The organism is Pseudarthrobacter defluvii, assembly GCF_030323865.1.
GTDB lineage: Bacteria > Actinomycetota > Actinomycetes > Actinomycetales > Micrococcaceae > Arthrobacter > Arthrobacter sedimenti.
Window position 1 is genome coordinate 4,125,508 of the sequence record NZ_CP066362.1, and the last position, 23,746, is coordinate 4,149,253.

Consider the following 23,746-nt stretch of genomic DNA (forward strand, 5'->3'; position numbering starts at 1 on the left):
CCGTTCAACCCCCCAGGTAGGCGCGGCGGATCTCGTCCATGCCCTTGAGCTTGGCCGACGTGCCGGTAAGGACGTTGCGGCCTGTTTCCAGGACGGTCGCGGTGTCGACCAGTGAGAACGCGAGGTTTGCGTTCTGCTCCACCACCAGCATGGCGATGCCGGACTCGAGCCGCAGCCGGCGGATGGCCTGGTATACCGTCTTCGCCGTGCCCGGCGCCAGTCCCAGCGATGCCTCGTCCAACAGCAGCAGCTTGGGCTTGGCCATGAAGGCCCTGCCCACGGCCAGCATTTGCTGCTCACCGCCGGACAGGGCCGCTGCCCGGGAGCCCACCCGGTCCTGCAATTGCGGAAACAGATCGAGGCAGTAGTCGATATCCGTTTCGATGGCCTTCCGGTCCCTGCGGAGATAGGCACCCACCAGCAGGTTCTCCCGGACGCTCAGCTGCCCCAGCGTGCCGCGGCCTTCCGGTACATGGGCAATGCCCAAGGCCGCCACCTGGTCCGACCGGAGGCCCCGGATGTCACGGCCGTCGAACCTGATGGTCCCTCCGGTCCTGACCGTGCCGCTGATGGCCCGCAGGGTAGTGGTCTTGCCGGCACCGTTCGCACCGAGAATCCCCACCGAGCCGCCCTCCGGAACGCTGAGTGAAACCCCGTCCAGCACCTGCACCGGCCCGTAGGACGCGGTGACGTCCTTGAGTTCAAGCAGCGTCATCGGCGGCGTCCTTCCCGATGTAAGCCTCAATTACCCGTGGATCGGACTGCGCGTCGGCTGCGGTGCCCGACATCAGCTTGCGCCCGTGGTCCAGCACTACAACCTGGTCCGTGAGCGCGGAGATCAGTCCCATGTGGTGTTCCACGATGATGATGGTGATGTCCTGCTCCGAGCGCAGGCGCCTAACTGTTGCGATGAGCTGTTCCACTTCGCCGTGGGACAGTCCAGCTGCAGGCTCGTCGAGCAGGAGGAGTGCGGGCCGTGAAAGGAGCGCCCGCCACAACTCGATGCCTTTGTGCAGGCCGTGCGAGAGTTCATCGGCCGGCAGCTCCGCCGCCCAGCCCAAACCTCCCCTGCCAAGGAGTTCCAGTGCTTCGGCGCGGACTTCCCGCTCGGCCCGGACGGTGCGGGGCAACCGGAGCGCCCAGGACACAGGGCCGCCGGGCAGCCGGGTGTGGGCGCCGAGGAGCACGTTCTGCAGGACTGTTGCGTTCAACTGCAGGGCTGGATGCTGAAAGGTACGGGCCAGGCCCAAGCGGGCCAGCCGGGACGGAGCGCTGCCCGAAACCTCCGTTCCATCACCGAAATCGAGCCGGAGCTTGGCTTGTAGTGGCCGCTGATGCAGTTAAACAGGGACGTCTTGCCCGCGCCGTTGGGCCCGACCAGGCCCAGGATGACGCCGGGCTCGACGTCGAAGCTGACATCCTGCAGCACTTTGACCCCGCCGAAGTGCAGGTTGACGTCCTTGAGGCTCAGGCTCGCAGCCACCCTGTACCTTCCTGTCGCATCATCGCTAGGAATGGATGCAGCCGTTCAGTACTGCACGAGACCGACGCTACGGATCGCCCACGAAATTGTCAACGATTTTGGCTCGAACTTCCGGTACCCGAGGAAGCGCGCCAGCCAAAGCGCGTGTTCGTGCGGGGGTGGCCGGTCAGCCGCCGGCGACGGACTGGATCACCAGGACCTCCTGGCCGGGCATCACCTCGGTATCCAGTCCCCGCAGCCGCCGTACCTCATCGCCGTCGACATAGATGTTGACGAACCTTCGGAGCGCGCCGGTCTCATCGCGCAACCGCCGGCCCAGCACCGCATAGTCAGAGGCCACCGCATCGAGCAGGCTTGCCACCGTCACCGGTCCGTCAGCGGGCGTAGTCAGGACGGACTGCCCCCCGGCCAGGGGCTGCAGGACGCTCGGGAGCAGCACCGAGATTTCAGGCACCGGCCACCGCTGCCGCGCGGACGCACAGGACGTCCGGCAGGTGGGCGGCCACCTCCATAAACGTCTCGCCCTCGTCAGCACTCGCGTAGACGGTTCCGCCCCGCGTGCCGAAGTACACCCCGGCAGGTTCGGCGGTGTCCACCGACGCCGCGTCCCGGAGGACGCTGTTGTATTCATGCTCCGGAAGCCCGCTGCTGAGGCGCTTCCAGGTGTTCCCGGCGTCGTCGGTGCGGTGGACGGCGAGCCTCCCGTCAGGAGGGATGCGTTCGCCGTCGGCCTTCAGCGGTACCACCCAGGCGGTGCCGTCGCGGCGGGGATGGGTCAGCATGACGAAGCCGAAGTCCGCAGGCAGCCCCTCGGCGATGGAGTTCCAGCTGTCCGCGTTGTCGTCCGTCCGATACACGCCGTGGTGGTTCTGCGCGTAGAGCCGGCCTTCGACGGCGGCATCCGCGGCGATCTTGTGCACGCACTGGCCGAATTCCGGATTGGGGTCCGGCATGAAGTAGGCCGAGATCCCCTTGTTGCGCGCTTCCCAGGAGGTGCCGCCGTCGGCCGAGCGGTAAACGCCGCCGGTGCTCATGGCGACGTGGACGGTCTCACCCGAGGGGTTCACCACGATGGAATGCGCTGCCGCCCCGCCGTAGCCGGCCCCCCATTCACTGTGATGCGGGTGGTCCCACAGGCCTCGATTCAACTCGAAGTGCTCCCCGCCATCCGTGGACTTCCAGAGCGAGATGGGTTCAGCGCCGGCCCACACAACACCCGGGCGGGACTCGGCGTCCGGGTAAATCTGCCACACACGCTCAAGTGCTGCGCCGGTATCTTCCGGGAACTTGATGGCACCCTGTTCCGGCTCCGTCCAAGTGGCGCCGAGGTCATCAGAATGGGCAACCGTGGGACCCCAATGCGGGCTGCGCACGCCCACCAGGATGCGGGTGCGGCCCTCCCTGGTATCGATCCCGATGCTGGGAATCTCCGACATGAGAAAATGCGGGCCGGAGAAGGACCAGTCCCGCCGATCCTTGCTCGTGGCCAGCCAGAGGCCTTTTTTAGTTCCGATTGCCAGGACAAATGATTCTGCCGCCGTTGCCATGCGGACCATGCAACCACCGGAAGGGCAGCAGCGCAACGGTTTTCAGCCCCGCAACTCCCACTCCCGGGCAGGTGGGGGTCAGTCCACGAACTCCGACTGCGTCTCGATGAAGTCCCAGTCCGCCGGGTTCAGCACGGCGGCCGGGTTGCCCGGGTGGGGACCTCCCGCCTCGGCGATGCCCTGAAGCACCGGAAGCGGCAGTTCGTCCGCCCGAAGGTTTTGCCGCAGCCACTCCTTGCTGGCGAGATCCAGGTCCAGCCACCACATGAAGATCTCCACGATTCCCCCTCCCTGACGCTTAAAACGTTAGGCACAGTCGGAGGGGCAGACAAGGTGCCGGCATCGAAACAGGTGGGGGCCCGGCAGTGTTTCGGGTACCCGCAGGTAACTTGGCCACCAAGGGGCTGAAAAAGACGAGTACCCCCTACTGGCGACCGCCTCCTGCAGGTCCTCCTAGCCTGAAACCTCAAAGCAAGCTGACCGTGCTGCTGGGGCATACGGCGCAACCGCTGGTCCGTCCCCGCCATGGCCCGTTTCTCAAACAGATGGGGAAAAAGATGAAACGCACCTTAGCCACACTGGGGGTGGTGGGGCTCGGCCTCCTCAGCCTCACAGCGCCTGCCATAGCCGCCCCTGACCAGGTGGTGGCCTGCCACTGGGACGGAAAGACCCTCACGCAGATGTCATTCAACGCCAACGGGACCGGCGGCCACGACCAGCACCCTGATGACATCATTCCTCCAACCACCAAACTGCCGGAGGGAAAGAACTGGACCAACGAGGGAAAGCTTCGATACGTCAACGAGTGTGGTGCGACGCTGCCGCCCGGCGAAGTGATTGACCCGCCCGTTGTGGTGGATCCTCCTGCCACAACTCCGGCAACACCGCCTGCCGAGCAGCCGCCCGTCGTCGTCGATCCTCCCGTGACGCCGCCGCCCACCGTCGATCCTCCCGTGACGCCGCCGCCCACCGTCGATCCTCCCGTGACGCCGCCGCCCACCGAGAAGCCAACCGTCGTTGACCAGCCCGTAGTGCAGCCACCCGCCGTCGTCGACCCACCCGCGGTGGAACCGCCCGCGGCACAACCCCCAACCGTGCAGGCGCCTGAGGTGAAGTCACCGGTTGTGGTGGCCCAGGTCCCTGTACAGCCCGCGCCTGCCAAGCACGTTGCCGCGGCACCGAAGGCCGCGCCCGCGCCCGTCAGTGTGGGCACCAACCAGGGCTACAACGCCCAGACCGCGGTGGGAGCTTCCGACGGCGGACAGGGCTGGCTGGCAGGGGTGGGAGCCCTTGCTGCGGCAGGCGCAGCCGTGGCAGCCCGCCGCCGGTCGCGTCCGTTGAACGACGCCGGGTAACCGCAATCCGCCACAAACCCGTGGCCCCCTGACAAGGAAGGCGTCCCGCCAGTGCCCGGCGGGACGCCTTCCTTCCAATCCAGCCAATCCCGCTAACCACCGAGGAGTGCCATGCGACAAGACCGGAGCCGGCACGCGGCACCCAGGCGCCACACTTGGCGGCGCGACTGGCGGACATCGAACCGGGGCGACCTCGCCATCCTCTTCTGCGGTGTCCTCACTTTCCTGTCGTTCACCGTTGGTGCTCCGCTTTTCCACCCGGCACCGCCGCTGTCCGTGGGGAATGGTCCTGCGGCCGCTGTGATCATTGCCGGTGGCGCAGCGTCCCCCACCCACACTTCGCCGGCACCTGCCTCGGCCGGCGGAGCTCCCATCGCCGGGACGGGCGTTCCTGCCGCAGTCGCCCCAGCGGATCCAACCGCAGCCGCCCAAACCTCCGGCGTGGAGCCGACAATAGCTGCGGCAGGACCGGCCCTTCCGGCAGCTGCACAACCCCTCCGCATCAGGTATCCATCCGCAGCGTTCGACGTCCCCGTCCACCCCCTGGACCTGGATGGGGAAGCCCAGTCCAGCCGGACAATTGAACCCCCTGCCACCAAGGATGGTTACTGGCTGACGCCGTTCGGCATTCCGGGCAGTGGTTCGAACAACACCACCTACGTCATCGGCCACAGCTGGGAAGGCGCGGATGCCCCCTTCAACCACCTCAGTTCAGCGGCAGCCGTTGGCGACCGCTTCGATGTCGAAACCGCTGCCGGAACCATCAGCTACCGGGTGGAGAGCATCAAGACGTTCGTGAAATCCGGTCTCAAGGACAGCCCCGTGTGGGACATGGTGCCCAACCGGCTGGTCCTCATCAGCTGCTACACCGAGGACCCTTGGGGCAAAAACGTTGTGGTCACTGCATACCCTGCCGTTTCCTAGCGCTCCGCGCCAGGCACTCGAGGACCTTCAAAATCTTCCAGGCCGAACGTACCTGTTCGCACCCCTTCACCGGGCGGACAATGGGCCGCATGACAGGGGAACACTTCAACGGCACCCCGCTGCTGGTAGGAATCATGCCTAAACAGCACCCGGAAGTGCTTCAAACCGCCGCCACCCTGGCCGCTCGGCTGGCCGCACCTTTGGTCTGCGCCTACGTGGATGAAGCCAGCTACCTGGTGGAATGGGATCCGGCCCGCTCCGCCCACCGGCCGTCCCGGGAACCGGACGCCAATGACGACATGCCCGCCCTGACAACGGAGCTGAAGGCCCAGGTTCAGGCCGTAGTAGACAAATTGGCCTCCGACGGCGCCTCCGTGGACTGGTCCTTCCGCACCCTCACAGGGGATCCGGCCCGCGCCCTGGGACAGGTAGCAGCCGAACTCGACGCCCCCATCATCATCGTGGGTACCTCGGAACGCGGTTTTTCGCACCGGCTCTCGGAGGCCCTTGGCGGCTCGGTTGGCGCCTGGCTCAGCCACCACCAAAGCCGCCCGGTGCTGGTGGTCCCCTACCGCCGGCCGGCCCACGAAGACCGGCCCTAGCCTTTCAGCCTTGGGAAAATCCGCACCATTGAAGGGCCGGTTAAAGTAAAGCGAAAGTAGTTATTCGGGATGCTGGCGCAGTGCCGGTACCAGCCCGTAAGCTAATATAAGCAAGGACGGTCCACCTAGGTGGAAGACGGAATTGCCCAAAAGCTGCTCCGGAGTGCGTATCCCCCAATAACGCACTCCGGAGCTTTTTTGTGCCCCGCCGCAGCTCCGGCCGCCTGCGTGGGCTTACAGGCCAGATATACCCCCTGGGGGTACTTGCATTTATACCCCTCCGGGGTATACGTTGACTGCATGAGCGCTATCGAAGAAGCCGTTGCGGCCGCGGCAGCTGACCAGGTTCCCGCAGAGGCGGACATTGCCCCGCAGCACGGGTACACGGGCAACAAGGATGCCTACCTGCGGCGCCTCAAGCGGATCGAGGGCCAGGTGAGGGGCATCGCCCGGATGGTCGACGAGGACAAGTACTGCATCGACATCCTCACCCAGGTTGCCGCCGCCACCAAGGCCCTGCACGCAGTCAGCCTCGGACTGGTCGAGGAACATATTGGCCACTGCGTGGTGGGTGCAGCCTCCGAGCCGGACCCGGATGCCCGCGCTGAAGCCATCGACGCCAAGGTCAAGGAAGCCGCCGACGCAATCGGCCGGCTGCTTCGCTGACACCATCCACAATCCACCTCCGGCCACCGCCGGAACCTACAAAAGGAGCAAGTCATGAGCACCACCTCCCCCACCACCACAACCATCAGCGTCTCCGGCATGACCTGCGGGCACTGCGTATCGGCTGTCAGCGAGGAACTCGAAGCCATCGAAGGCGTAGAGGACGTGCAGGTGGACCTCAACGCCGGCGGCATCTCCACCGTGACCATCAGTGCAAACAAGGAACTCTCACCCACTGACATCGGGGAAGCCGTGGCCGAGGCCGGCTACCTGGTGGTCGCCAACGAAGCCTAAACACCCTCCCAACACCTGAAAGCTGACATGAGCCACCAAGAACTGCTGCGCCCGCCGGGAACCCGGATCGTCGAACTGGACATCCAGGGGATGACCTGTGCTTCCTGCGTCAACCGGGTGGAAAAGAAGCTCGGCAAGCTTGAGGGCGTTGCGGCAACAGTGAACCTGCCCCTGGAGTCGGCCTATGTCACGGTCCCGGAGGGCATTACCGACGAACAGCTGGTGAATACGGTCAACGCCGCAGGCTACAAGGCCACACTCCGGCCGCAGCATTACCCAGCCGTCGATGCGGAAACTCAAGGCAGCGCCGAAGGTGCGGTGCCCGCGAGCGGCGACGGCGGGGACTTGCGGCAGCATGCATCCAAGCAGGGCCCACGGCGGGAGGGTTCCCTGGACGAGCTTGCGAGTCGAGGGAACCGCCGGGGAGGGACGAGCGAGCATGCGGAGCAAGTGACCGGCGTCGCCGCCCGGCTCCGCCCCCGACTCATCCTGGCGGCAGTCCTGACCGTCCCGGTGTTCCTGGTCAGCATGGTCCCCGCGTTCCAGTTCCCCAACTGGGGCTGGGTGGCCGCGGTACTGGCCTTGCCGGTGGTCACGTGGGCTGCCTGGCCCTTCCACCGGGCGGCGGCGATCAATGCCCGGCATCTGGCCTCCACCATGGACACGCTGGTGTCGCTGGGGGTGGCTGCGGCCTACCTGTTCTCGGCCTGGCAGCTGCTGGCGGACCCGCGGATGACGGAACACCCGGCGATGGAGGGAATGTCCGGTGGCCTGTACTTCGAGGTGGCCTCCGTGGTCACCACCTTCCTGCTCCTGGGCCGTTTCCTGGAAGCGAATGCCAAGCAAAAGGCCGGGGACGCCCTTCAGGCCCTGTTGAACCTGGGGGCCAAGGACGCCACCGTCCTGCGCAACGGCAGCGAACAGAAGATCGCTGCGGACCGGCTGCAGGTGGGCGACATCCTGGTGGTCCGCCCGGGCGAAAAGATCGCCACCGACGGCGTGGTGGTTGACGGTGCATCCGCCGTCGACGCTTCGCTGGTGACCGGCGAGTCCGTCCCGGTCGAGGTGGGGCCGGACAGCCGCGTCACAGGTGCCACCATCAACACCTCCGGCCGCCTCCTGGTGCGGGCAACCCGGGTGGGCGCTGAGACCACCCTTGCCCAGATGGCCCGGCTGGTGTCGCAGGCCCAGACCGGCAAGGCGCCGATCGCACGGCTCGCGGACCGCATCAGCGCCGTGTTCGTGCCGGTGGTTCTGGGCCTTGCCGTCCTGACCTTCGTGCTCTGGCTCCTGGTGGCCGGCCCCGACGCTGATGGCGGCCATCTGCGCCAGGCGTTCACGGCCGCCGTCGCCGTCATGGTGATTGCCTGCCCGTGCGCCCTGGGACTGGCCACCCCGGTGGGCCTGCTCACGGGCACCGGCCGGGGCGCGCAGCTGGGGATCCTGATCAAGGGCCCGCAGGTTTTGGAGGACACCCGCACCGTGGACACCATCCTGCTGGACAAGACGGGGACGGTGACCACCGGCATCCTGGCCGTAGACGCCACCTCCGCGTTCCCCGGCTTCGCGGAACAGGACGTCCTCCGGCTCGCCGGGGCAGTGGAGGCCGCGTCCGAGCACCCCGTGGCCCGCGCCATCGCGGCCGCGGCAGGTTCCGGGCGTGCAGCGAGCGACGGCGGCACCTTGCCGTCAGTGCAGAACTTCAGTTCCGCCCCGGGCGGCGGAGTGTCGGGAACCGTTGAGGGCAGGCAGGTGATGGCCGGGCGCAGCGGCTGGCTGGGGCAGAACGGTGTTGTCCTGGATGCTGGCCAGCGGGCCCTGCTGGCGGCCGCTGAAGAAGGGGGCGCCACGGCCATCTGCGTGGCGGTGGACGGCGCACCGGCCGGGATCATCAGCCTGCGGGACACCGTCAAGGAGGGCTCCGCCGCCGCCGTCACCCGGCTGAAGACGCTGGGCCTGCGGCCCATCCTGCTGACCGGCGACAACGCCGCGGTCGCCGCCCGGGTGGCTGACGCCGTCGGCATTGCTCCCGGCGATGTCTACGCCGGCGTCCTGCCGGAAGGGAAGGTCGAGGCAGTGCGGAAGCTCCAGGCCGCGGGTGCCACGGTGGCCATGGCCGGAGATGGCGTCAACGACGCCGCGGCGCTGGCGCAGGCCGACTTGGGGATTGCCATGGGATCCGGAACGGACGTAGCCATCGAAGCCGCGGACCTGACCGTGATGGGCAATGACCTCGCCCAGGTGGCGCAGGCAATCGAACTGTCACGGAAGACCCTGGGCACCATCAAGACCAACCTTTTCTGGGCGTTCTTCTACAACGCGGTGGGGATCCCGGTGGCCGCACTGGGGCTGCTCAACCCGATGATCGCCGGTGCCGCCATGGCCGCCAGTTCGGTCCTGGTGGTGGCCAACTCGCTGCGCCTGCGCAGCTTCGGCAAGTAGCCAATCCCGGTTCAGGACAGGTCAGGCCGCGCCGTACCGCACCGCGGCGCGGGCTTTGGCCTTGGCGGCCTCTTCCTCCCGGTCCTTGGGCGGCGCCTGCGTCACCAGGGAATCCAGCAGGTGCTGCGTGATGTGCGCAATCTCGTGGACCGCCTCATCGAAGGCTTCCTGGTTGGCCTTCGACGGCTTGGTGCTGCCGCTGATCTTGCGGACGTACTGAAGGGCGGCCGCGTGCACTTCCTCGGACGTGGCGTGCGGCTCGAAGTTGTGGAGGGTTCGGATATTCCGGCACATACCGCCATGCTAGGCTCTTCCAACGCCTGGGATCGACCCCTTTTTCATGGTCTCCGCCCGGCGTCCATGGGGAGCCCGGCATGGGCAGGGCTGCCCATCGACACTGTTTGGAGGCCGGGATAGGTTTTAGGCAATGGATCTTCCGGATGAGCCGGGGGGCCGCTGGGGATGCCGATCTGGTTCGGATCCACGACCTAACAAGGAGAAACTGATGGCTATTTGGGGTGCAGACGTTGAGCAGCTTCGCCAGCTCGGCAGCAAGCTTCAGGCAGGAGCGTCCGAGATCGAGACGCAGAAGTCCACTCTCACCAAGGTTCTGAGCAGCACCAACTGGGAAGGCCCGGACGCAACCAAGTTCCGCAACGAGTGGTCCGGTACCCACACCGCCATGCTCACCAAGGTTGCCGAGGCGCTGAAGGAAGCCGGCTCACAGGCCAAGCGCAACGCTGAAGAGCAGAGCCAGGCCTCGCACTAGGCTTACCGCCGCTGGCGGGAGGGCAGGGACACCAAACGGTGTCCCTGCCCTTTTTTGGGCGATGGGCTCTGCAGGATCCGCACTGCTAGGGGACGGGTTCGACGTCGTTCGCGTGTTCCAGCGGTGAGGCCGGCATCTGCGCGCCCTTGGCGGCGTCGGAGGCCACGGCGCGCAGCTCGTCGAGCCGGACCAGGATGACCCCGCCCACGATCAGGACACCGCCCAGGAGCTGGACAGGTCCGGGAAGTTCACCGAGCAGCAGCCACGCCCACAGCACAGCAAAAAGGACCTCGGTGAGGGACACGAAGGATGCCACCTTGGAGCCGAGCGCCCTGGCCGCCATGATGCCCGAGGTGTAGGCCAGCACGGTGGCCAGCACCACCAGCCCGGCCAAGGATCCCCACCAGGGCGTGGTCCAGGGTCCCAGTTTGGTGTCCGCGGTGTTGAAGGCCATGGGCAGCAGGCCGGTGGCGGCGGCAAGCCACATGACCGCGGCACCCACCATGAGTCCCCCGGACGCCAGCACGATAGGCGGCAGGGTGTCGTTTTCCCTGGCCGTGATGAAGAAGTAGATGGCCAGGCATACTGCGGCAGCCATGCCCCAGAGGACCCCGACCAGGTCCACCTTCACGGCGCCGGTAAGGTCCAGGACCAGCACCAATCCGGCCAGGGACAGCAGCGTCCCGCCGGCGGTGAGCACCCGCGGACGGCGGCGGCTGGCGGCCCAGAGCCAGAGGACGATGATGACTGGGGCCAGATACTCCAGCAGGAGCGCGACGCCAACAGACAGGCGGGCCACCGCATTGAAGTAGAACAACTGGCAGGCAGCCACGCCGATGAGCCCGAACAGCACAATGGTGAGCCAGTTGTCCACCAACTGGTGCCAGCGGCCCTTCAGTGCGGACACCGCGGGAAGGGCGAGGATCAGGGCGGCCCCGGTGAGGCGGGCGGTGACGGCCGCACTAGGAGACCAGCCAGTTTCCAGCAAGGACTTGGCAAAGGATCCCGACAGGCCGAAGACTGCCGAGGAGAACAACGCGATGCCGAGCCCTGATGCCATGAAGCTGGTCCGCGTGGCGGACGGTTCCGGGGTGGGGCTGTGGTTGTTGGCGGCAGGCACCGTCGCCTCCTGTCAGGAGTAAAGTGGGGTAATGCTCATGACACTACGCTTCGGCGCTGTAAGGAGTCAACATGGTCTTCGCCCCTGACACGGAAGTGGCGCTGCGCACGGTGGTGAACCTCATCAACACGGCGGCAAACGGCAGGGAAGGGCTGACCTCCGTTGCCGACCTGGACAGCTTTCTGGACGCGGAAGGATTTTCCGGCGCCCGGAACCGGGATGCCGTGGAACTGGAAAGCGTGCTGCAGCTGCGCCGCGAACTGGCAGCTGTTTGGACGGCTGATGAGGACGCCGCCGTGGACACGGTCAACCGGCTGCTGCGCGACGCAAACGCCCTGCCACAGTTGATGAAGCACGACGGGTGGGACTGGCACCTGCACGCCACGGCACCGGAGGCGCCGCTGGCAGACCGGATGAGTACCGAGGCGGCCATGGCCCTGGCTGACGTCATCCGCAGCAAGGAAATGGACCGGCTGCGCATCTGTGATTCGGAGGACTGCGATGCGGCCGTGCTGGACCTGAGCCGCAACCGGTCCAAGCGGTACTGCGATACGGGCAACTGCGCCAACCGCGCCCACGTTGCCGCTTACCGCGCCAGGCAGGCGGCGGGGGGCTAGCGGCGGGGCGTGCCGTCAGTATCGTCGCCGGGGACCGGCGGGTTGTGGGGGGTTTTGGGCGCAGAGCTGAGGTTCACGCCCGAGCCCTTGCCCAGGTGTTCCGCGTTCTCTTTGTAGCTCATGGACAGCATCGCGGCGATCACCAGGGTGACGATGAAGGCGATGCCGGCTGCGGTGAAGGCGAGGTCGAAGCGGGGCGCGCGGGCGCTTCCCCCGGAGGCGAAGATCAACACCGCAACGAAGGCGACGACGGCCCAGAATGCCGAGAACATCAGGGGACCCTTCACCGAGGTCCGCAGCTTGCGCGGTTTTCCTTGATGCTGGTCAGCCACAGTGGTTCCTCCCTGCAGGCGGCGCACGGCCGGCCTGGTTTACGTTTGCGGTGTCGCACCCATTTTCTACATAAAGTAGAAGGGCACTCCTCCTAGTTTACGGCTTTCCTGCCCCGGCGCGGGCATCGTGCCGCAGGGTCAGGCCGGAAAGAACCCACAGGACGCCCGAAATGATCGCTCCACCACCGGCTACACCCAGCAGCGCGTGGGCGCCGAGGTTGATGAAAAACGGCAGGAGCACAGCTGTTCCGATGCCGATGACCCCCGAGGCAATCCAGTCCCTGGCGAGCACGTGGCGGCCCTTGTATTGCAGGCCGCAGGCGAGCTCGAGGACACCGGCCACGCCAAGCCCCAGGGCTGCGATCACCCCGAACAACAGGTCGCTGTGCAGGAGGAGCACGGCAAAGCCGGCACCGGCCAGGACGGCGCCGGCGGCGGAGAGCAGCTTGCCGGGGGCAGAGTTCTGGGCAAAGCCCGCTGCGGGGACGGTGCGGAGCGACACCACCCCGGCGGCCAGGAGGTAGAGCCCGCCGGCCCAACCCATGACCTCCACGGACGGGGAAGTCCAGAAGACCGTCACCGCGCCAAATACCAGCGCAGCAGCCGATCGGAGCAGGACCGGCTTCCAAAGGTCGTTACGGGGGGCGGTTCCGGGAGCAGCGCCCGCGGGGGTGGATGGTTGCGTCACCGGTCCAGTTTAGTGGGGGCGGCTGGGAGGTCTAACCGGGCCCGCCTCAGGCGGAGCCCAGCACCATCCAGCGGTCGGAGCGCGAACGCAGGCCCAGCGTGACTGCGCGCGCCGCCATGTACCCCAGCGCGAAGGCCACCCAGAGCCAGCCGAGCCCGGAGGCGCCGGGGGCGCCGGACAGTGCAACCCATGCCAGCAGAGGCACGTAGACCACGAGGTTTATCAGTCCCGCGAGGGCGAGGTACCGCGCGTCACCTGCCCCGATCAGCACTCCATCCAGGACAAAGACGTAGCCGGCGATGGGCTGCCCCGCGGCCAGGACCCAGAGTGCCACGGTAAGCACCTGCTGCACCTGGTGGTCAGGGGTAAACAGGGCTCCGGCCCAGGGTGCCGCCGCGGCCAGCAGCAGGCCGGTCAGCACGCCGAAGCCTACTCCCCAGCGGATCATGGTCCCCGTCAGCAGCCGGGCCCTGGCCGCGTCGGACGCGCCGAGCTCCTTGCCAATAAGCGCCTGGGCGGCGATGGCCAGGGCATCCAGCGCGAACGCCAGGAAGGAAAAGATGGTCATCGCCAGCTGGTGGGCTGCGAGGTTCACCTCGCCTTGGGCCGTGGCGACCAGCACGGTGGCCAGGATCGCGGCGCGCAGGCTGAGCGTGCGCAGCATGAGCCAGGACCCCACGCGGGTCATGCTGCGGATGCCCCGCCAGCTGGGCAACAGGCTTACGCCGTGGCGCACCGCATTCCGGCGCACCATCACCACGTAGACAGCGGCCATGGCCCACTGGGCAATGCTGGTTCCCATCGCGGAGCCCACCACGGACAGGCCCAGGCCGTAGACAAGCCACAGGTTCAGGACGATGTTGACGCCGAATCCCGCAGTGGCAACCACCAGTGGGGTGCGGGTGTCCTGCAGGCCGCGCAGCACGCCGGTACCGGCGAAGATCAGCAGCATGGCCACCAGCCCCGGCATGGACCAGCGGAAGTAGTCGACGGCAAAGCTCCGGACGCTGCCCTCGGCGCCCAGGAGGTCAATCAGCGGCCCGGCCGCAGCAAAGCCCGCCCCGGCGAGGAGTACGCCAAGGATCAAGGCGAGCCACACGCCGTCGCGCCCTGCCGCCAGCGCCTTGCCGAGCTGCCCGTCACCAATGGCCCGGGCAACAGCCGGAGTGGTGGAGTAGGCCAGGAAGACCATGAGCCCGACGGCGGTCTGCAGCACCGCCGATGCCAGCCCGACCCCCGCAAGCTGGGCGACGCCGAGATGGCCCACGATGGCGGAGTCCGCCAGCAGGAAGAGGGGTTCGGCCACCAGCGCCCCGAAGGCGGGGACGGCGAGGCGGAGTATTTCCCGCGCCGGGCCTCGGGTGGCTGCCGGGGACGCGGGGGCTGGTCGTTGGGGCACGGAGACAGCTTAGTGGCGCCCGCCGGCAGGGGACGGCTGGACATGAGAAAGCCCACAGTCCACGGTTTTTAGTTGACAGTTCAACTAATACTCCGACAGGCCGGACATATGAATCAGTCGCGATTGACCACCACAGCCCTCACCGCCCTCCGCCTGATCCTCGGCTTTCTCTTTGCAGCCCATGGCTGGCAAAAGTTCAATGATTGGACCATCGCCGGAACGCAGGCCTCCTTCGCCAAGATGGGCGTACCGGCGGCCGATGTCATGGCTCCGGCAATCGCCGTCCTGGAACTGGCCGGCGGGATTGCCCTGATCCTGGGCGTCCTCACCCGCGTGGTGGCCGCGCTCCTGGTCCTGGACATGCTGGGAGCACTCTTCCTGGTCCATGCCCCTGCAGGCATCTTTGCCGCAAACGGAGGATATGAACTCGTCTTGCTCCTCGCCGCGGCAGCATTCGCCCTGGCGCTCACCGGCGCAGGCCGCCTCTCCGTGGACCGCGCGCTCTTCGGCCGCCGCAAGTCCCGGCTGGCAGCCCTGGCCTAACCACGGCTGAACGGACAAATGCCGGACGGCGGCTGCGCACCAACTGCGCAGCCGCCGTCGTGGTTAATGCAGGCGGAACGTTTGTTGCAATCCCAACCGGCCGGTAACCAGGGCCGTCAGTATGATCGCACCATGACTGAAACCGGACGCCCCAACTCCGTGACCCTCCGCTTCCTCGCCGCCCCCACCGACGTGGGCCACAGTGGATCAGTGGATGCCGGCACGGTACTGGAGTGGGTGGACAAGGCCGCATATGCCGCAGCGGTGGGATGGGCCAAGTCCTACTGCGTGACGGCCTACGTGGGCAACATCCACTTCGCCGATCCCGTCAACAGCGGCGACATGGTGGAGGTGGAAGCCACCATCGTCTACACCGGACGGTCATCCATGCACATCCGGACAGTGGTCTCCTCCGGCGACCCGAAAGGCGGCGCTGCCACGATGCGCAGCACATGCATGGTCATCTTCGTGGCCGTGGGTGAGGACGGCAAGCCCGTCCCGGTACAGCAGTTCGAGCCTGTCACACCGGAAGAGATGGAGCAGCGGGACCACGCACTGGCCAGGGTCAAGGTCCGCGAGCAGATCGTGGAAGCTATGAACCGGCAGGAATACACCGACGCCGGCACAGCCGAACGGGTGACGCTGCGGTTCATGGCCGCGCCCACCGATGTGAACTGGGGCGGCAAGGTCCACGGCGGCATTGTGATGAAGTGGATCGACGAGGCCGCCTACGTTTGCGCCTCACGCTACTGCGGCCGGGATACGGTGGCGGTGTTCTCCGGCGGCGTGCGCTTCTACCGGCCGCTGCTGATTGGCCATGTGGTGGAGGTGGAAGCCCGGCTGGTCTACACCGGGACCAAGGGCATGCATATCGCCGTCCACGTCCGTTCCGGCGACCCCAAGGGCCGGGAACTGAACCTCACCACCTATTGCCTCACCGTGATGGTGGCGCGCGACGACGAGGGAACCTCAGTGCCCGTGCCCGCCTGGGTGCCGGTCAGCGACGAAGACAAACGGCTCCACGCCCACGCCCGCGAACTCCTGGAGATCCGGGGAACGGCGCCCGGGAACCGGCTGCCCAACCATCTGCTGGCGCGGGGCGCTTAGAAGCCGCCACCGCCGCCACCGTCACCGGCCATGTTGGCGAACCGTGAGTAATGGCCCTGGAACGCCACCACGATGTCCTTGGTGGGACCGTTACGGTGCTTGGCCACCAGGATGTCCGCCTCGCCCGCGCGCGGAGACTCCTTGTCGTAGACGTCCTCGCGGTGGAGCAGGATGACCATGTCGGCGTCCTGCTCGATGGAGCCGGACTCACGGAGGTCGGACACCATGGGCCGCTTGTCCTGGCGCTGTTCCGATCCACGGTTCAGCTGGGACAGGGCGATCACGGGGACCTGGAGTTCCTTGGCCAGGAGCTTCAGCGCACGTGAGAACTCGGAGACCTCCTGCTGGCGGGACTCCACTTTCTTACCGGAGCTCATGAGCTGGAGGTAATCCAGGACCACAAGCTTGAGGTCATGCTGCTGCTTGAGCCGGCGGCATTTGGCCCGGATCTCCATCAGGGACATGTTGGGGCTGTCGTCGATGAACAGCGGGGCCTCATTCATGCGCCCCATGGTGGTGGCGATCTTGGACCACTGCTCGTCCTTGATGGTGCCCTTGCGGAGATCCTGGAGGCTGATGGTGGCCTCGGCTGAGAGCAGTCGCATGGCGATCTCGTTCCGGCCCATTTCCAGGGAGAACATGACGGTGGCCAGGTTGTGCTTGATGGCTGCGGAGCGGGCGAAGTCCAGGGCGAAGGTTGACTTGCCGACAGCGGGACGGGCGGCGATGACGATCATCTGGCCCGGGTGGAGTCCGTGGGTCAGTTCATCCAGTTCGTAGAATCCGGTGGGGACGCCCACCATCCCCTCGCCGCGGTGGCCCGACGCCTCGATCTCGTCCACCGTGGACTCCATGACGTCCTTCAGCACCACGTAGTCCTCTGCGGTGCGGCGTTCGGCCACGGCATAAACTTCTGCCTGCGCCTGGTTGACCAGGTCCTCCACCTCGCCGTCCGAGCCGTAGCCCAACTGGACGATCTTGGTGCCGGCGTTCACCAGCCGGCGAAGCACTGCCCGCTCGGCCACGATTTCGGCGTAGTAGCCGGCATTGGCCGCAGTGGGGACGGTCTGGATCAGTTCGTGCAGGTAGGCGGGGCCGCCGATCCTGTTGATTTCAGCCCGCTTGGTCAACTCATCGGAAACAGTGACCGCGTCCGCAGGTTCGCCCCGGCCGTACAGGTCGATGATTGCTTCGTAGATGGTCTCGTGGGCGGGCCGGTAGAAGTCCTGGCCGCGAAGGATTTCCACAACATCGGCGATGGCGTCCTTGGAGAGCATCATGCCGCCCAGTACGGACTGTTCGGCAGCGATGTCCTGCGGGGGCTTCCTGCTGGCGTCCGATCCACGGGTTGCCTCGACAGGGTCCAGATGCGCGATTGACAAAGCTGCCGTCCTCCATTTGTACCGGGCGTGCGTCCGGTGATCCATCCTGCTCGCGGCCTCCGGAAAATCCGGCTCCCGCTACTTGTCCAGTTCTACCCACTGGCTCTGACAATCGAGTGCCGCAGGGGTTCACATATACCCCCGCCTGGAGTTATCCCCAGTATCCACAGCTTTTCCACAGGTGCGCGTGAAAGCGGCAGAGTGGGGTCCGAATCGAAGCAGGGCAGGCCCTGTTTCGGCCGCGGAGAACAGGTACCCCGCTACGCTAACCGCCGGGCTGCCAGCGGCAAAGCCAGCATGCAGGAACAGTTGTGGATAACCTGTGCAGTACGGGGCATAGCTTGTGCACAGCCTGTGGGGAAGCCTGTGGATACAAAAGTTTTTTATCCTCCAACAGCGGTCTGACCTGCGCAAACGTCCCCTTTGGCATGTGGAGTAAATATTTCTTTGATGGAATTTCATCCACAGGCCCCATTGGGCCCTTGCGCCGGGAAGCGAGGGGAAGTGCGCCTTCGCGGCTTGAAGGCCCACGCCGTGGCCCTGCTCATATTCCACCGTGGGAGTTTGACGGGCAGCAGCCGGGGCTGTATGCCCACCGATGAATATTGCTGTGGATAACCATGATCTGGATTAAGATCTTGGTAGCCAGAACATGCAGTTGTGCAATCAGCAGCAGGAACAGGGCTGGGCGGATGGCCAGCAAAGCAATCGCACCTGGCGAGGGCCAGGAAGTAGACAGAACGGCTCGTGAAAATGGAATCCCTTGTGGTCCCGGTCCTTATCCTGCTCGCGGTGGTTGCGGGGGTGACGGTGGCGTACCGCGCCACCCGGAAGCGCAGTGCCGCACACCCCTCCGACCCCGCCCAGCCCGCCGCGTCATCACTGGAGCTGGCCCGGACCGCGGCGGACCGGTTGTCGGAAGACGAACACCGGCGGATCTACGCGTTGATTGCGCAGGGCCAGGCCATGGCCGCCATCAAGCTGTACTACGAGATCACCGGAGAGGGGCTGCGGGCCTCACGGGACGCCGTGGGCGCCCTGGCCGCCCACCCACAGCCTTACCGGCGCCAGGAGCCAGCTCCGGCCGTCGAGGAGGACGACGACGAGCCACAGCGTTTCCCGTACCGCTACCGGGCCATCGCCAGCAAGGGCGACGTCACGCGGGAGGTGAGCAGCAACATGCTCAACGATGAGATCTACGGCAGGATTCGCACCCTGGCCCGGAGCGGCGACACGGAGGGGGCAGCCAATGCATTGACCCGGCACTCCGACATCTCACTCACCCAGGCACGGGAGTTCATCGCGCTGCTGGATGACTAGAGGGTGGACCGACTAACGGGGCCCTGCGATCCCCGCCAGCAGCTGTTCGAAGGGCAGGGACTCCAGCAGAGCGGGTTTCCGACCCGGCTGAGGCCCCTCGAGCAGCCGCGTGAACTCACCGGCGGCCCGCTCGATGCGGTCCGCCAGGGACCCACCGCCCTCTTCTGCAGTGCCCCAATCCTGGGGTCCTGCAAAGACACCGGTTGCAGCCATGCGGGTGCGGAGGTAGCTGAAGAGCGGCCGGAGTGCGTAGTCCAGGACCATCTGGTGCCGGTCCGTGCCGCCGGTGGCGCCCAGCAGGACCGCCTTGCCGTCCAGCGACTTCGGGTCCAGGACATCAATGAAGGACTTGAAAAGACCACTGTAGGACGCGCTGAACACCGGCGTCACAGCGATGACCCCGTCCGATGCCTCAACGCCGGCGATAACTTCCGCCAAGCGTGGTGCGGCGTAGCCGGTCACGAAGTTGTTGGCGATGTCCACGGCCAGGTCACGGAGTTCGACGACATCCACTGCCACGACGAAACCGGCTGCCTTGAGCTGCCGCTCGGCGGCTGCCGCGAGCTGGTCCGCCAGCAGCCGGCTGGATGAAGGTACGCCGAGCCCGGCGGAAAGGACGGTGATGCGGCGGGTTTCCATGACATTCTCCTGGTGCTCGTTCAGTTTCATTCTACATGCATATGCATTTATATCCATGAACTGCGGGCAGCCTCGAGATATTCCCGGCCAGCTCCGGGGGTGTGGATTCCTGCCGGCCATACCCGGACCGGGCCCCGCTCAGAGCAGCACGCTCCCGTTGATGCAGGTGGTGGAATCACCGCCCACCCAGATTTCCCCGTCCGCGGCACTGATATGGATGCGCCCCGCGCGGCCCAGGACCGTCCCCTGCGCGGCCAGGTACTGCTCCGGCGCACGTCCACTTCCAATCAGCCACTGTGCGGCTCCGGCGTTGAAACTGCCCGTGACGGGGTCCTCCACCATGGCGTCGCCCGGCAGGAACGTGCGGACCTCAAAGTCGGTACCGGCGCCCGGTGCATGAGGCCCAATGACGCCAACCTTGAGGCTGCCCATGGCTGCCTGGTCCGGCTCAAGGGCCAGCACTCGTTCGGCAGACCCCAGGAGGACCCCGATCCATTCAGGGCCGTTCACCAGCCAGGCGGCGTCAAGGACATCATCCAATGGCAATCGCAGCGCTGCCGCCAACTGCCGGCGGACCGGCGCTTCCACGGGGCCGAAGCGGGTCAGGGGTGGTGCGGCGAAAGCCAGCCTCCCGGCGTCGCGCCTTACCTTGACCAGCCCGGCCGCGCACTCCTGCACCACGTAGCCGTCCGCCTTTGGCACTCCGCCGGCTTCCAGCCAGGTGTGGGCCGAGCCCAGCGTGGGGTGGCCCGCGAACGGGAACTCCTCCGAGCCGGTGAAGATCCGGACCCTGTAATCAGCGCGGGGATCCTCAGGCGGCAGGAGGAAGGTGGTCTCCGAAAGGTTGGTCCAATTGGCGAAGTGCTGCATGGTCGCGGTGTCCAGGCCCTGGGCATCAAGGACGACGGCGAGCGGGTTGCCGCGGTAGGGCTGGCTGGCGAATACATCCACCTGGTGGAAAGGACGGCTGCGGGGTGTCGGGTTCACCGGAGCAGGCTACCACCGCCAAAACGAAAGACCCCCGCCGCCGGAATCCGGCAACGGGGGTCATGACGTGGAGTGGGAAATTACTTTCCTGCCACCACGTCGAGTTCGATCACAGCAGCAACGTCAGCGTGGAGGCGGACGTTGGCCTGGTAGGAACCAACCGACTTGATGTGGGCCGGCAGTTCAACCTTGCGCTTGTCGATCTTGCCAAGGCCAGCGGCCTCAACAGCGTCGGCGACGTCGCCCTGCTTGACGGTGCCGAACAGGCGGCCGGACTCGCCGGCCTTGACGACCAGCTTGACCGGCTTGGCGGACAGTGCGGCGGCCTGCTTCTGAGCATCTTCCAGGGAAGCGTGCTCGCGGGCAGCGCGGGCAGCCTTGATGGACTCAACCTGCTTCTCGCCACCCTTGGACCAGGTCAGGGCGAAGTTGCGGGGCAGCAGGTAGTTACGTGCGTAACCGTCCTTGACCTCGACAACATCGCCAGCAGCACCGAGACCGGTAACTTCGTGGGTCAGAATGAGCTTTGCCATGTTAGTTAATCCCTTCCTTAGCCGCGGCCAGCGCCGGAGTAAGGCAGCAGAGCAACTTCGCGGGCGTTCTTGATTGCCTGGGCGATCTTGCGCTGTTCCTGCACCGTAACGCCAGTGACGCGACGGGCGCGGATCTTGCCGCGGTCGGAGATGAACTTGCGCAGCAATGCTACGTCCTTGTAGTCGATGACAGTGATGTCAGCGGCCTTCAAGGGGTTGGACTTTGGTTTGGGCTTACGGAGTTCAGCCTTAGCCATCGTGGAGCTCCTATTCTAGGGAGCCCGTGGATATTGATCCACGGGATGGTGGTGGTCCGACGGCGGCAGCTGCTTTGGGTGCCTTGAGCACCCTGGCAGTCCCGGCGCCGGGCCGTTGTTTGGGTTTTAGAAGGGAGGTTCGGAATCGGGGCCGTTGCCCCAGCCGCCTGCGTTGGACACCCCGGGTGTGGCCCAGGGATCATCCTGTGCAGCCTGCTGGTTGCCGCCGCCCCAGCCTCCGCCGGAGTTGCCGCCCTGGTTTCCACCAGAGTTGCCGCCTCCGAAGCCACCGCCGCTGTTGCCGCCGCCGAAGCCGCCGCCACCCTGTCCGCCGGAGCGCTGGGTGCGGTTGACCTTGGCGTTGGCGTAGCGCAGGCTGGGGCCGATTTCGTCGACCTCAAGCTCGATGACGGTGCGCTTTTCGCCTTCTTTTGTTTCGTAGGAGCGGCTCTTCAGCCTGCCGGTCACGATGACGCGCATACCCTTTGTCAGGGACTCGGCAACGTTTTCGGCTGCTTCACGCCAGACAGCGGCGCGGAGGAACAGGGTCTCCCCGTCCTTCCACTCGTTGGACTGGCGATCAAAGGTGCGGGGGGTGGAAGCGATGGTGAAGTTCGCTACTGCCGAACCGGACGGTGTGAACCGCAATTCCGGGTCATTGGTGAGGTTACCGATGACCGTAATGGTGGTCTCGCCTGCCATCTACTGCCTCCTTGTTCGATCCTGGGTGAAGAGTGCGTTTCCTGCGGGGTAAAGAATGAAGACGGCTGAATTACTCAGCAACAACCTTCTGCTCTTCGGGGCGGGTGATCTTGGTGCGCATGATGGTCTCGTTAAGAGACAGCTGGCGGTCAAGTTCCTTGGCGGTCTCCGGCTTGGCGGTGAAGTTCACCACGGCGTAGATACCTTCGGACTTCTTCTTGATCTCGTAAGCCAGCCGGCGACGGCCCCAGATGTCAACCTTTTCGATGGTTCCACCATCGTTGGTGATGACGTTCAGGAACTTCTGAAGCGACGGCTCAACGGTACGCTCTTCGACCTCGGGGTCGATGATTACCATCAATTCGTAAGGACGCATATGTGAACCCACCTCCTTTGGGCTAAGCGGTTACGGCATTTCCGTAACAGGAGGTTCATTTGCGATTCCGTGCAATGCCTTGCCGCCCGAACGGAGGCAGGCGCAGCACAGACTTCACTATCTTAGTGCATTTGGACCCGATAGGCGATTTGCGCCTGACTCGAGGCTAGCCGCGTGACGGTCTGAGCAGGCATCCCCGGTGACGCTATGTGGAAAACCGGAAAAAGGGGCCGGATGCCACCAAGTCGGGGCACTTCCCGCAGAACCGCGACGTGAGTCCCGTTACCTAATTGTGATTTTAGGGCCACATTCGTGTACGGTCGAGCGGGGGCCGCCCCCAGCCGGCCCCAATCCCGGATGACGCCCAGCTCTGCCGCTTCCGGTGATCCACCAAGTTCCAGGCAGAGGCGGGGGACCCAAGTCTCACGGGCCTGGCTTGCGCCTGCCCTGGGGTGAAGCCGCACACGCGGCCGGATGCCTCATCCGAACCCGACAGCTAACTCCGCAGGCGTTGAGAGGTAACTTCCCCATGCCCGCACACCGCAAAAACAGCGCCCACCCAGCGCCCCGTTATCAAAAAGAGACCGCCGCCGACGCCCCCCTTCATCCTTCCACCGGGGCCAAACCAGGCCCCGGGCGGCGGCCCTGGCCCCTCGCTGCCGGTCTCGCCGCAGCACTCCTCGGGGCGGCTTCCCTGGGCCTCGGCCTGGCCCACAGCACCAACCCCACAGATGTGGCGCGGGTGGCGAGCGCCTCCGACACCGGCAGTGGTGTCCCGGTAAGCGATGTCCCCACGAAGGAACCGGCCGTTGCCCCTGCCCCCGCCACGCCCGCTCCGGCACCTTCCCCGGCTGCCGCTCCTGCTCAGGGCCCGTCCCTCCCCCAGGCTCCTGCCGCGGCAGAGCCGCCGGCACCGGCCGTCCCGGCCGCCCCCGAGGCCCCTATCGCCCTGGCGCCGGCCGCGGCCCAGCTGGCCAGCAGCGGCGCGCCGATGCCCACCGGGGTGCCCGGGAACTGGACCCTGGCGTTTGCCGACGACTTCAACGGCGCCGGATTGGACACCGCCAAGTGGTCCGGCTGCTGGTTCTCCCCCGGCTGCGGAACCATGAACAAGGTCTCCACCAGTCCCGCCAACGTCTCGGTGGCCAACGGAAACCTTGCCTTGGGCCTGGCATCCTCCACTTCCGGCGCGTTGGTGTCGACCAACCCGAAGGGCGGCGCAGGCACGGGCTTCCAGTTCACCACCGGCTACGTGGAGGCGCGCATCAAGTTCCCCGGAAACGCCAATGGCCTCTTCAACTGGCCCGCATTCTGGACCACGGGGCAGTCCTGGCCGGCCACCGGCGAGAACGACATCGCCGAGGTGCTCCAGGCGAAGATGACCGTTAATTACCATTCCACTTCCGGCTCGCAGAACCAGGGCGGCGTCGGCGGGAACTGGGCCAATGAATACCACACCTTTGGCCTGCACCGGATGGCCAACTCGTCGGATGTCTACTTCGACGGCGTCAAGGTCAAGTCTTACCCCACGAATGACGGAAACGCCCCGCAGTACATCGTGCTGAACGTGGGCGCCTCGTCAACGAACCCGGCCTACGGCCCCCAGTCCCAGATGCTGGTGGACTACGTGCGGGCCTGGCAGTAGCCAGCCACGCACCCATG

The 23,746-nt window shown here is 66.1% G+C and carries 30 protein-coding genes and 1 riboswitch; of the genes, 12 read left to right on the plus strand and 18 right to left on the minus strand.

All coding sequences use genetic code 11. From position 1 onward, the window contains the following. Positions 1–4: 4 nt before the first annotated feature. The 6 genes from JCQ34_RS19165 to JCQ34_RS19190 all read right to left on the minus strand — a co-directional run bounded on the left by JCQ34_RS19165 (position 5) and on the right by JCQ34_RS19190 (position 3,309). On the minus strand, positions 5–715 hold the full coding sequence (locus tag JCQ34_RS19165) for an ABC transporter ATP-binding protein (RefSeq protein ID WP_286400490.1): 711 nt from the start codon (positions 713–715) through the stop codon (positions 5–7). Next, positions 702–1,211 (minus strand): hypothetical protein, encoded by a 510-nt coding sequence (locus JCQ34_RS21130; protein ID WP_286400492.1) that lies wholly within the window; start codon positions 1,209–1,211, stop codon positions 702–704. Before JCQ34_RS21130 ends, JCQ34_RS19165 begins: the two co-directional genes overlap by 14 nt. After that, positions 1,208–1,483, minus strand: coding sequence for an ATP-binding cassette domain-containing protein (locus JCQ34_RS21135; RefSeq protein WP_286400494.1), 276 nt, complete (start codon positions 1,481–1,483; stop codon positions 1,208–1,210). Before JCQ34_RS21135 ends, JCQ34_RS21130 begins: the two co-directional genes overlap by 4 nt. A gap of 166 nt (positions 1,484–1,649) precedes the next feature. Then, a complete protein-coding gene (locus JCQ34_RS19180; protein ID WP_286400495.1) occupies positions 1,650–1,937 on the minus strand; it encodes a MoaD/ThiS family protein in 288 nt (95 codons plus the stop codon). Then, on the minus strand, positions 1,930–3,039 hold the full coding sequence (locus tag JCQ34_RS19185; RefSeq protein ID WP_286400496.1) for a WD40/YVTN/BNR-like repeat-containing protein: 1,110 nt from the start codon (positions 3,037–3,039) through the stop codon (positions 1,930–1,932). Before JCQ34_RS19185 ends, JCQ34_RS19180 begins: the two co-directional genes overlap by 8 nt. A 69-nt stretch (positions 3,040–3,108) precedes the next feature. Beyond that, complete coding sequence (locus tag JCQ34_RS19190; protein WP_286400498.1) at positions 3,109–3,309, minus strand: hypothetical protein; 201 nt, start codon at positions 3,307–3,309, stop codon at positions 3,109–3,111. Positions 3,310–3,587: 278 nt separating this feature from the next. Here JCQ34_RS19190 and JCQ34_RS19195 point away from each other — a divergent pair, with 278 nt between their 5' ends. The 6 genes from JCQ34_RS19195 to JCQ34_RS19220 all read left to right on the plus strand — a co-directional run bounded on the left by JCQ34_RS19195 (position 3,588) and on the right by JCQ34_RS19220 (position 9,313). Next, positions 3,588–4,385 carry a hypothetical protein gene (locus tag JCQ34_RS19195; protein ID WP_286400500.1) on the plus strand — a complete coding sequence of 266 codons (798 nt, stop codon included), beginning with the start codon at positions 3,588–3,590 and terminating at the stop codon, positions 4,383–4,385. A gap of 111 nt (positions 4,386–4,496) precedes the next feature. Beyond that, positions 4,497–5,309 carry a class F sortase gene (locus tag JCQ34_RS19200; RefSeq protein ID WP_286400502.1) on the plus strand — a complete coding sequence of 271 codons (813 nt, stop codon included), beginning with the start codon at positions 4,497–4,499 and terminating at the stop codon, positions 5,307–5,309. Between the two features lie 89 nt (positions 5,310–5,398). Continuing rightward, entirely contained in the window at positions 5,399–5,911 is a 513-nt protein-coding gene (locus tag JCQ34_RS19205) for a universal stress protein (protein ID WP_286400504.1), read from the plus strand. Between the two features lie 300 nt (positions 5,912–6,211). Next, a complete protein-coding gene (locus tag JCQ34_RS19210; protein ID WP_286400506.1) occupies positions 6,212–6,577 on the plus strand; it encodes a metal-sensitive transcriptional regulator in 366 nt (121 codons plus the stop codon). Positions 6,578–6,631: 54 nt separating this feature from the next. Continuing rightward, positions 6,632–6,871, plus strand: coding sequence for a heavy-metal-associated domain-containing protein (locus JCQ34_RS19215; protein ID WP_286400508.1), 240 nt, complete (start codon positions 6,632–6,634; stop codon positions 6,869–6,871). A gap of 27 nt (positions 6,872–6,898) precedes the next feature. Continuing rightward, the gene (locus tag JCQ34_RS19220) at positions 6,899–9,313 is read left to right on the plus strand and encodes a heavy metal translocating P-type ATPase (RefSeq protein WP_286400510.1); all 2,415 of its coding nucleotides are present in this window, start codon (positions 6,899–6,901) and stop codon (positions 9,311–9,313) included. 21 nt (positions 9,314–9,334) lie between these two features. Here JCQ34_RS19220 and JCQ34_RS19225 read toward each other — a convergent pair whose 3' ends face one another. After that, on the minus strand, positions 9,335–9,607 hold the full coding sequence (locus JCQ34_RS19225) for a DUF2277 domain-containing protein (RefSeq protein ID WP_286400511.1): 273 nt from the start codon (positions 9,605–9,607) through the stop codon (positions 9,335–9,337). 211 nt (positions 9,608–9,818) lie between these two features. Here JCQ34_RS19225 and JCQ34_RS19230 point away from each other — a divergent pair, with 211 nt between their 5' ends. Further along, positions 9,819–10,082, plus strand: coding sequence for a WXG100 family type VII secretion target (locus JCQ34_RS19230; protein WP_110545130.1), 264 nt, complete (start codon positions 9,819–9,821; stop codon positions 10,080–10,082). A gap of 85 nt (positions 10,083–10,167) precedes the next feature. On the opposite strand, the gene JCQ34_RS19235 is transcribed toward JCQ34_RS19230, so the two are convergent. Then, the gene (locus tag JCQ34_RS19235) at positions 10,168–11,142 is read right to left on the minus strand and encodes an EamA family transporter (protein WP_286404680.1); all 975 of its coding nucleotides are present in this window, start codon (positions 11,140–11,142) and stop codon (positions 10,168–10,170) included. A 131-nt stretch (positions 11,143–11,273) separates the two neighbouring features. On the opposite strand from JCQ34_RS19235, the gene JCQ34_RS19240 reads away from it, so the two are divergent. Beyond that, the gene (locus JCQ34_RS19240) at positions 11,274–11,819 is read left to right on the plus strand and encodes a CGNR zinc finger domain-containing protein (protein WP_286400515.1); all 546 of its coding nucleotides are present in this window, start codon (positions 11,274–11,276) and stop codon (positions 11,817–11,819) included. Here JCQ34_RS19240 and JCQ34_RS19245 read toward each other — a convergent pair. From JCQ34_RS19245 to JCQ34_RS19255, 3 genes are all read right to left on the minus strand, one after another. Continuing rightward, a complete protein-coding gene (locus JCQ34_RS19245) occupies positions 11,816–12,151 on the minus strand; it encodes a hypothetical protein (RefSeq protein ID WP_286400517.1) in 336 nt (111 codons plus the stop codon). The genes JCQ34_RS19240 and JCQ34_RS19245 overlap by 4 nt on opposite strands. 97 nt (positions 12,152–12,248) lie before the next feature. Then, positions 12,249–12,839, minus strand: a complete 591-nt coding sequence (locus JCQ34_RS19250; protein WP_286400519.1) for a hypothetical protein — start codon at positions 12,837–12,839, stop codon at positions 12,249–12,251. 46 nt (positions 12,840–12,885) lie between these two features. After that, positions 12,886–14,238 (minus strand): MATE family efflux transporter, encoded by a 1,353-nt coding sequence (locus tag JCQ34_RS19255; RefSeq protein WP_286400521.1) that lies wholly within the window; start codon positions 14,236–14,238, stop codon positions 12,886–12,888. 108 nt (positions 14,239–14,346) lie between these two features. Here JCQ34_RS19255 and JCQ34_RS19260 point away from each other — a divergent pair, with 108 nt between their 5' ends. Next, positions 14,347–14,781, plus strand: a complete 435-nt coding sequence (locus tag JCQ34_RS19260; RefSeq protein WP_286400523.1) for a DoxX family protein — start codon at positions 14,347–14,349, stop codon at positions 14,779–14,781. A 132-nt stretch (positions 14,782–14,913) separates the two neighbouring features. Next, a complete protein-coding gene (locus JCQ34_RS19265) occupies positions 14,914–15,888 on the plus strand; it encodes an acyl-CoA thioesterase (RefSeq protein WP_286400525.1) in 975 nt (324 codons plus the stop codon). On the opposite strand, the gene dnaB is transcribed toward JCQ34_RS19265, so the two are convergent. Continuing rightward, complete coding sequence (dnaB, locus tag JCQ34_RS19270; RefSeq protein ID WP_142132093.1) at positions 15,885–17,270, minus strand: replicative DNA helicase; 1,386 nt, start codon at positions 17,268–17,270, stop codon at positions 15,885–15,887. The genes JCQ34_RS19265 and dnaB overlap by 4 nt on opposite strands. A gap of 753 nt (positions 17,271–18,023) precedes the next feature. On the opposite strand from dnaB, the gene JCQ34_RS19275 reads away from it, so the two are divergent. Then, positions 18,024–18,590, plus strand: coding sequence for a hypothetical protein (locus JCQ34_RS19275; protein ID WP_286400528.1), 567 nt, complete (start codon positions 18,024–18,026; stop codon positions 18,588–18,590). 12 nt (positions 18,591–18,602) lie between these two features. On the opposite strand, the gene JCQ34_RS19280 is transcribed toward JCQ34_RS19275, so the two are convergent. From JCQ34_RS19280 to rpsF, 6 genes are all read right to left on the minus strand, one after another. Next, positions 18,603–19,229 (minus strand): FMN reductase, encoded by a 627-nt coding sequence (locus JCQ34_RS19280; RefSeq protein WP_286404682.1) that lies wholly within the window; start codon positions 19,227–19,229, stop codon positions 18,603–18,605. 138 nt (positions 19,230–19,367) lie between these two features. After that, positions 19,368–20,216: a PhzF family phenazine biosynthesis protein gene (locus JCQ34_RS19285; protein ID WP_286400531.1), complete on the minus strand. Its 849-nt coding sequence runs from the start codon at positions 20,214–20,216 to the stop codon at positions 19,368–19,370. Between the two features lie 80 nt (positions 20,217–20,296). Beyond that, positions 20,297–20,749, minus strand: coding sequence for a 50S ribosomal protein L9 (gene rplI, locus JCQ34_RS19290; protein ID WP_018769834.1), 453 nt, complete (start codon positions 20,747–20,749; stop codon positions 20,297–20,299). A 17-nt stretch (positions 20,750–20,766) separates the two neighbouring features. Further along, positions 20,767–21,006, minus strand: a complete 240-nt coding sequence (gene rpsR, locus JCQ34_RS19295; protein ID WP_003800144.1) for a 30S ribosomal protein S18 — start codon at positions 21,004–21,006, stop codon at positions 20,767–20,769. A gap of 126 nt (positions 21,007–21,132) precedes the next feature. Beyond that, positions 21,133–21,708, minus strand: coding sequence for a single-stranded DNA-binding protein (locus tag JCQ34_RS19300; RefSeq protein WP_141158852.1), 576 nt, complete (start codon positions 21,706–21,708; stop codon positions 21,133–21,135). Positions 21,709–21,778: 70 nt separating this feature from the next. Further along, positions 21,779–22,084, minus strand: a complete 306-nt coding sequence (gene rpsF / locus JCQ34_RS19305) for a 30S ribosomal protein S6 (protein ID WP_013602900.1) — start codon at positions 22,082–22,084, stop codon at positions 21,779–21,781. A gap of 378 nt (positions 22,085–22,462) precedes the next feature. Continuing rightward, positions 22,463–22,609: riboswitch (cyclic di-AMP (ydaO/yuaA leader) on the plus strand. A gap of 4 nt (positions 22,610–22,613) precedes the next feature. On the opposite strand from rpsF, the gene JCQ34_RS19310 reads away from it, so the two are divergent. Continuing rightward, positions 22,614–23,729 (plus strand): glycoside hydrolase family 16 protein, encoded by a 1,116-nt coding sequence (locus JCQ34_RS19310; RefSeq protein WP_286400535.1) that lies wholly within the window; start codon positions 22,614–22,616, stop codon positions 23,727–23,729. Positions 23,730–23,746 lie beyond the last annotated feature (17 nt).

What these genes read in the sequence shown, in the direction of transcription:
- JCQ34_RS19165 (WP_286400490.1), bottom strand. Translation starts at nt 715, where the DNA reads ATGACGCTGCTTGAACTCAAGGACGTCACCGCGTCCTACGGGCCGGTG.
- JCQ34_RS19185 (WP_286400496.1), bottom strand. Translation starts at nt 3,039, where the DNA reads ATGGTCCGCATGGCAACGGCGGCAGAATCATTTGTCCTGGCAATCGGA.
- JCQ34_RS19195 (WP_286400500.1), top strand. Translation starts at nt 3,588, where the DNA reads ATGAAACGCACCTTAGCCACACTGGGGGTGGTGGGGCTCGGCCTCCTC.
- JCQ34_RS19200 (WP_286400502.1), top strand. Translation starts at nt 4,497, where the DNA reads ATGCGACAAGACCGGAGCCGGCACGCGGCACCCAGGCGCCACACTTGG.
- JCQ34_RS19205 (WP_286400504.1), top strand. Translation starts at nt 5,399, where the DNA reads ATGACAGGGGAACACTTCAACGGCACCCCGCTGCTGGTAGGAATCATG.
- JCQ34_RS19210 (WP_286400506.1), top strand. Translation starts at nt 6,212, where the DNA reads ATGAGCGCTATCGAAGAAGCCGTTGCGGCCGCGGCAGCTGACCAGGTT.
- JCQ34_RS19215 (WP_286400508.1), top strand. Translation starts at nt 6,632, where the DNA reads ATGAGCACCACCTCCCCCACCACCACAACCATCAGCGTCTCCGGCATG.
- JCQ34_RS19220 (WP_286400510.1), top strand. Translation starts at nt 6,899, where the DNA reads ATGAGCCACCAAGAACTGCTGCGCCCGCCGGGAACCCGGATCGTCGAA.
- JCQ34_RS19225 (WP_286400511.1), bottom strand. Translation starts at nt 9,607, where the DNA reads ATGTGCCGGAATATCCGAACCCTCCACAACTTCGAGCCGCACGCCACG.
- JCQ34_RS19230 (WP_110545130.1), top strand. Translation starts at nt 9,819, where the DNA reads ATGGCTATTTGGGGTGCAGACGTTGAGCAGCTTCGCCAGCTCGGCAGC.
- JCQ34_RS19235 (WP_286404680.1), bottom strand. Translation starts at nt 11,142, where the DNA reads ATGGCATCAGGGCTCGGCATCGCGTTGTTCTCCTCGGCAGTCTTCGGC.
- JCQ34_RS19240 (WP_286400515.1), top strand. Translation starts at nt 11,274, where the DNA reads ATGGTCTTCGCCCCTGACACGGAAGTGGCGCTGCGCACGGTGGTGAAC.
- JCQ34_RS19260 (WP_286400523.1), top strand. Translation starts at nt 14,347, where the DNA reads ATGAATCAGTCGCGATTGACCACCACAGCCCTCACCGCCCTCCGCCTG.
- JCQ34_RS19265 (WP_286400525.1), top strand. Translation starts at nt 14,914, where the DNA reads ATGACTGAAACCGGACGCCCCAACTCCGTGACCCTCCGCTTCCTCGCC.
- JCQ34_RS19275 (WP_286400528.1), top strand. Translation starts at nt 18,024, where the DNA reads ATGGAATCCCTTGTGGTCCCGGTCCTTATCCTGCTCGCGGTGGTTGCG.
- JCQ34_RS19280 (WP_286404682.1), bottom strand. Translation starts at nt 19,229, where the DNA reads ATGGAAACCCGCCGCATCACCGTCCTTTCCGCCGGGCTCGGCGTACCT.
- rplI (WP_018769834.1), bottom strand. Translation starts at nt 20,749, where the DNA reads ATGGCAAAGCTCATTCTGACCCACGAAGTTACCGGTCTCGGTGCTGCT.
- rpsR (WP_003800144.1), bottom strand. Translation starts at nt 21,006, where the DNA reads ATGGCTAAGGCTGAACTCCGTAAGCCCAAACCAAAGTCCAACCCCTTG.
- JCQ34_RS19300 (WP_141158852.1), bottom strand. Translation starts at nt 21,708, where the DNA reads ATGGCAGGCGAGACCACCATTACGGTCATCGGTAACCTCACCAATGAC.
- rpsF (WP_013602900.1), bottom strand. Translation starts at nt 22,084, where the DNA reads ATGCGTCCTTACGAATTGATGGTAATCATCGACCCCGAGGTCGAAGAG.
- JCQ34_RS19310 (WP_286400535.1), top strand. Translation starts at nt 22,614, where the DNA reads ATGCCCGCACACCGCAAAAACAGCGCCCACCCAGCGCCCCGTTATCAA.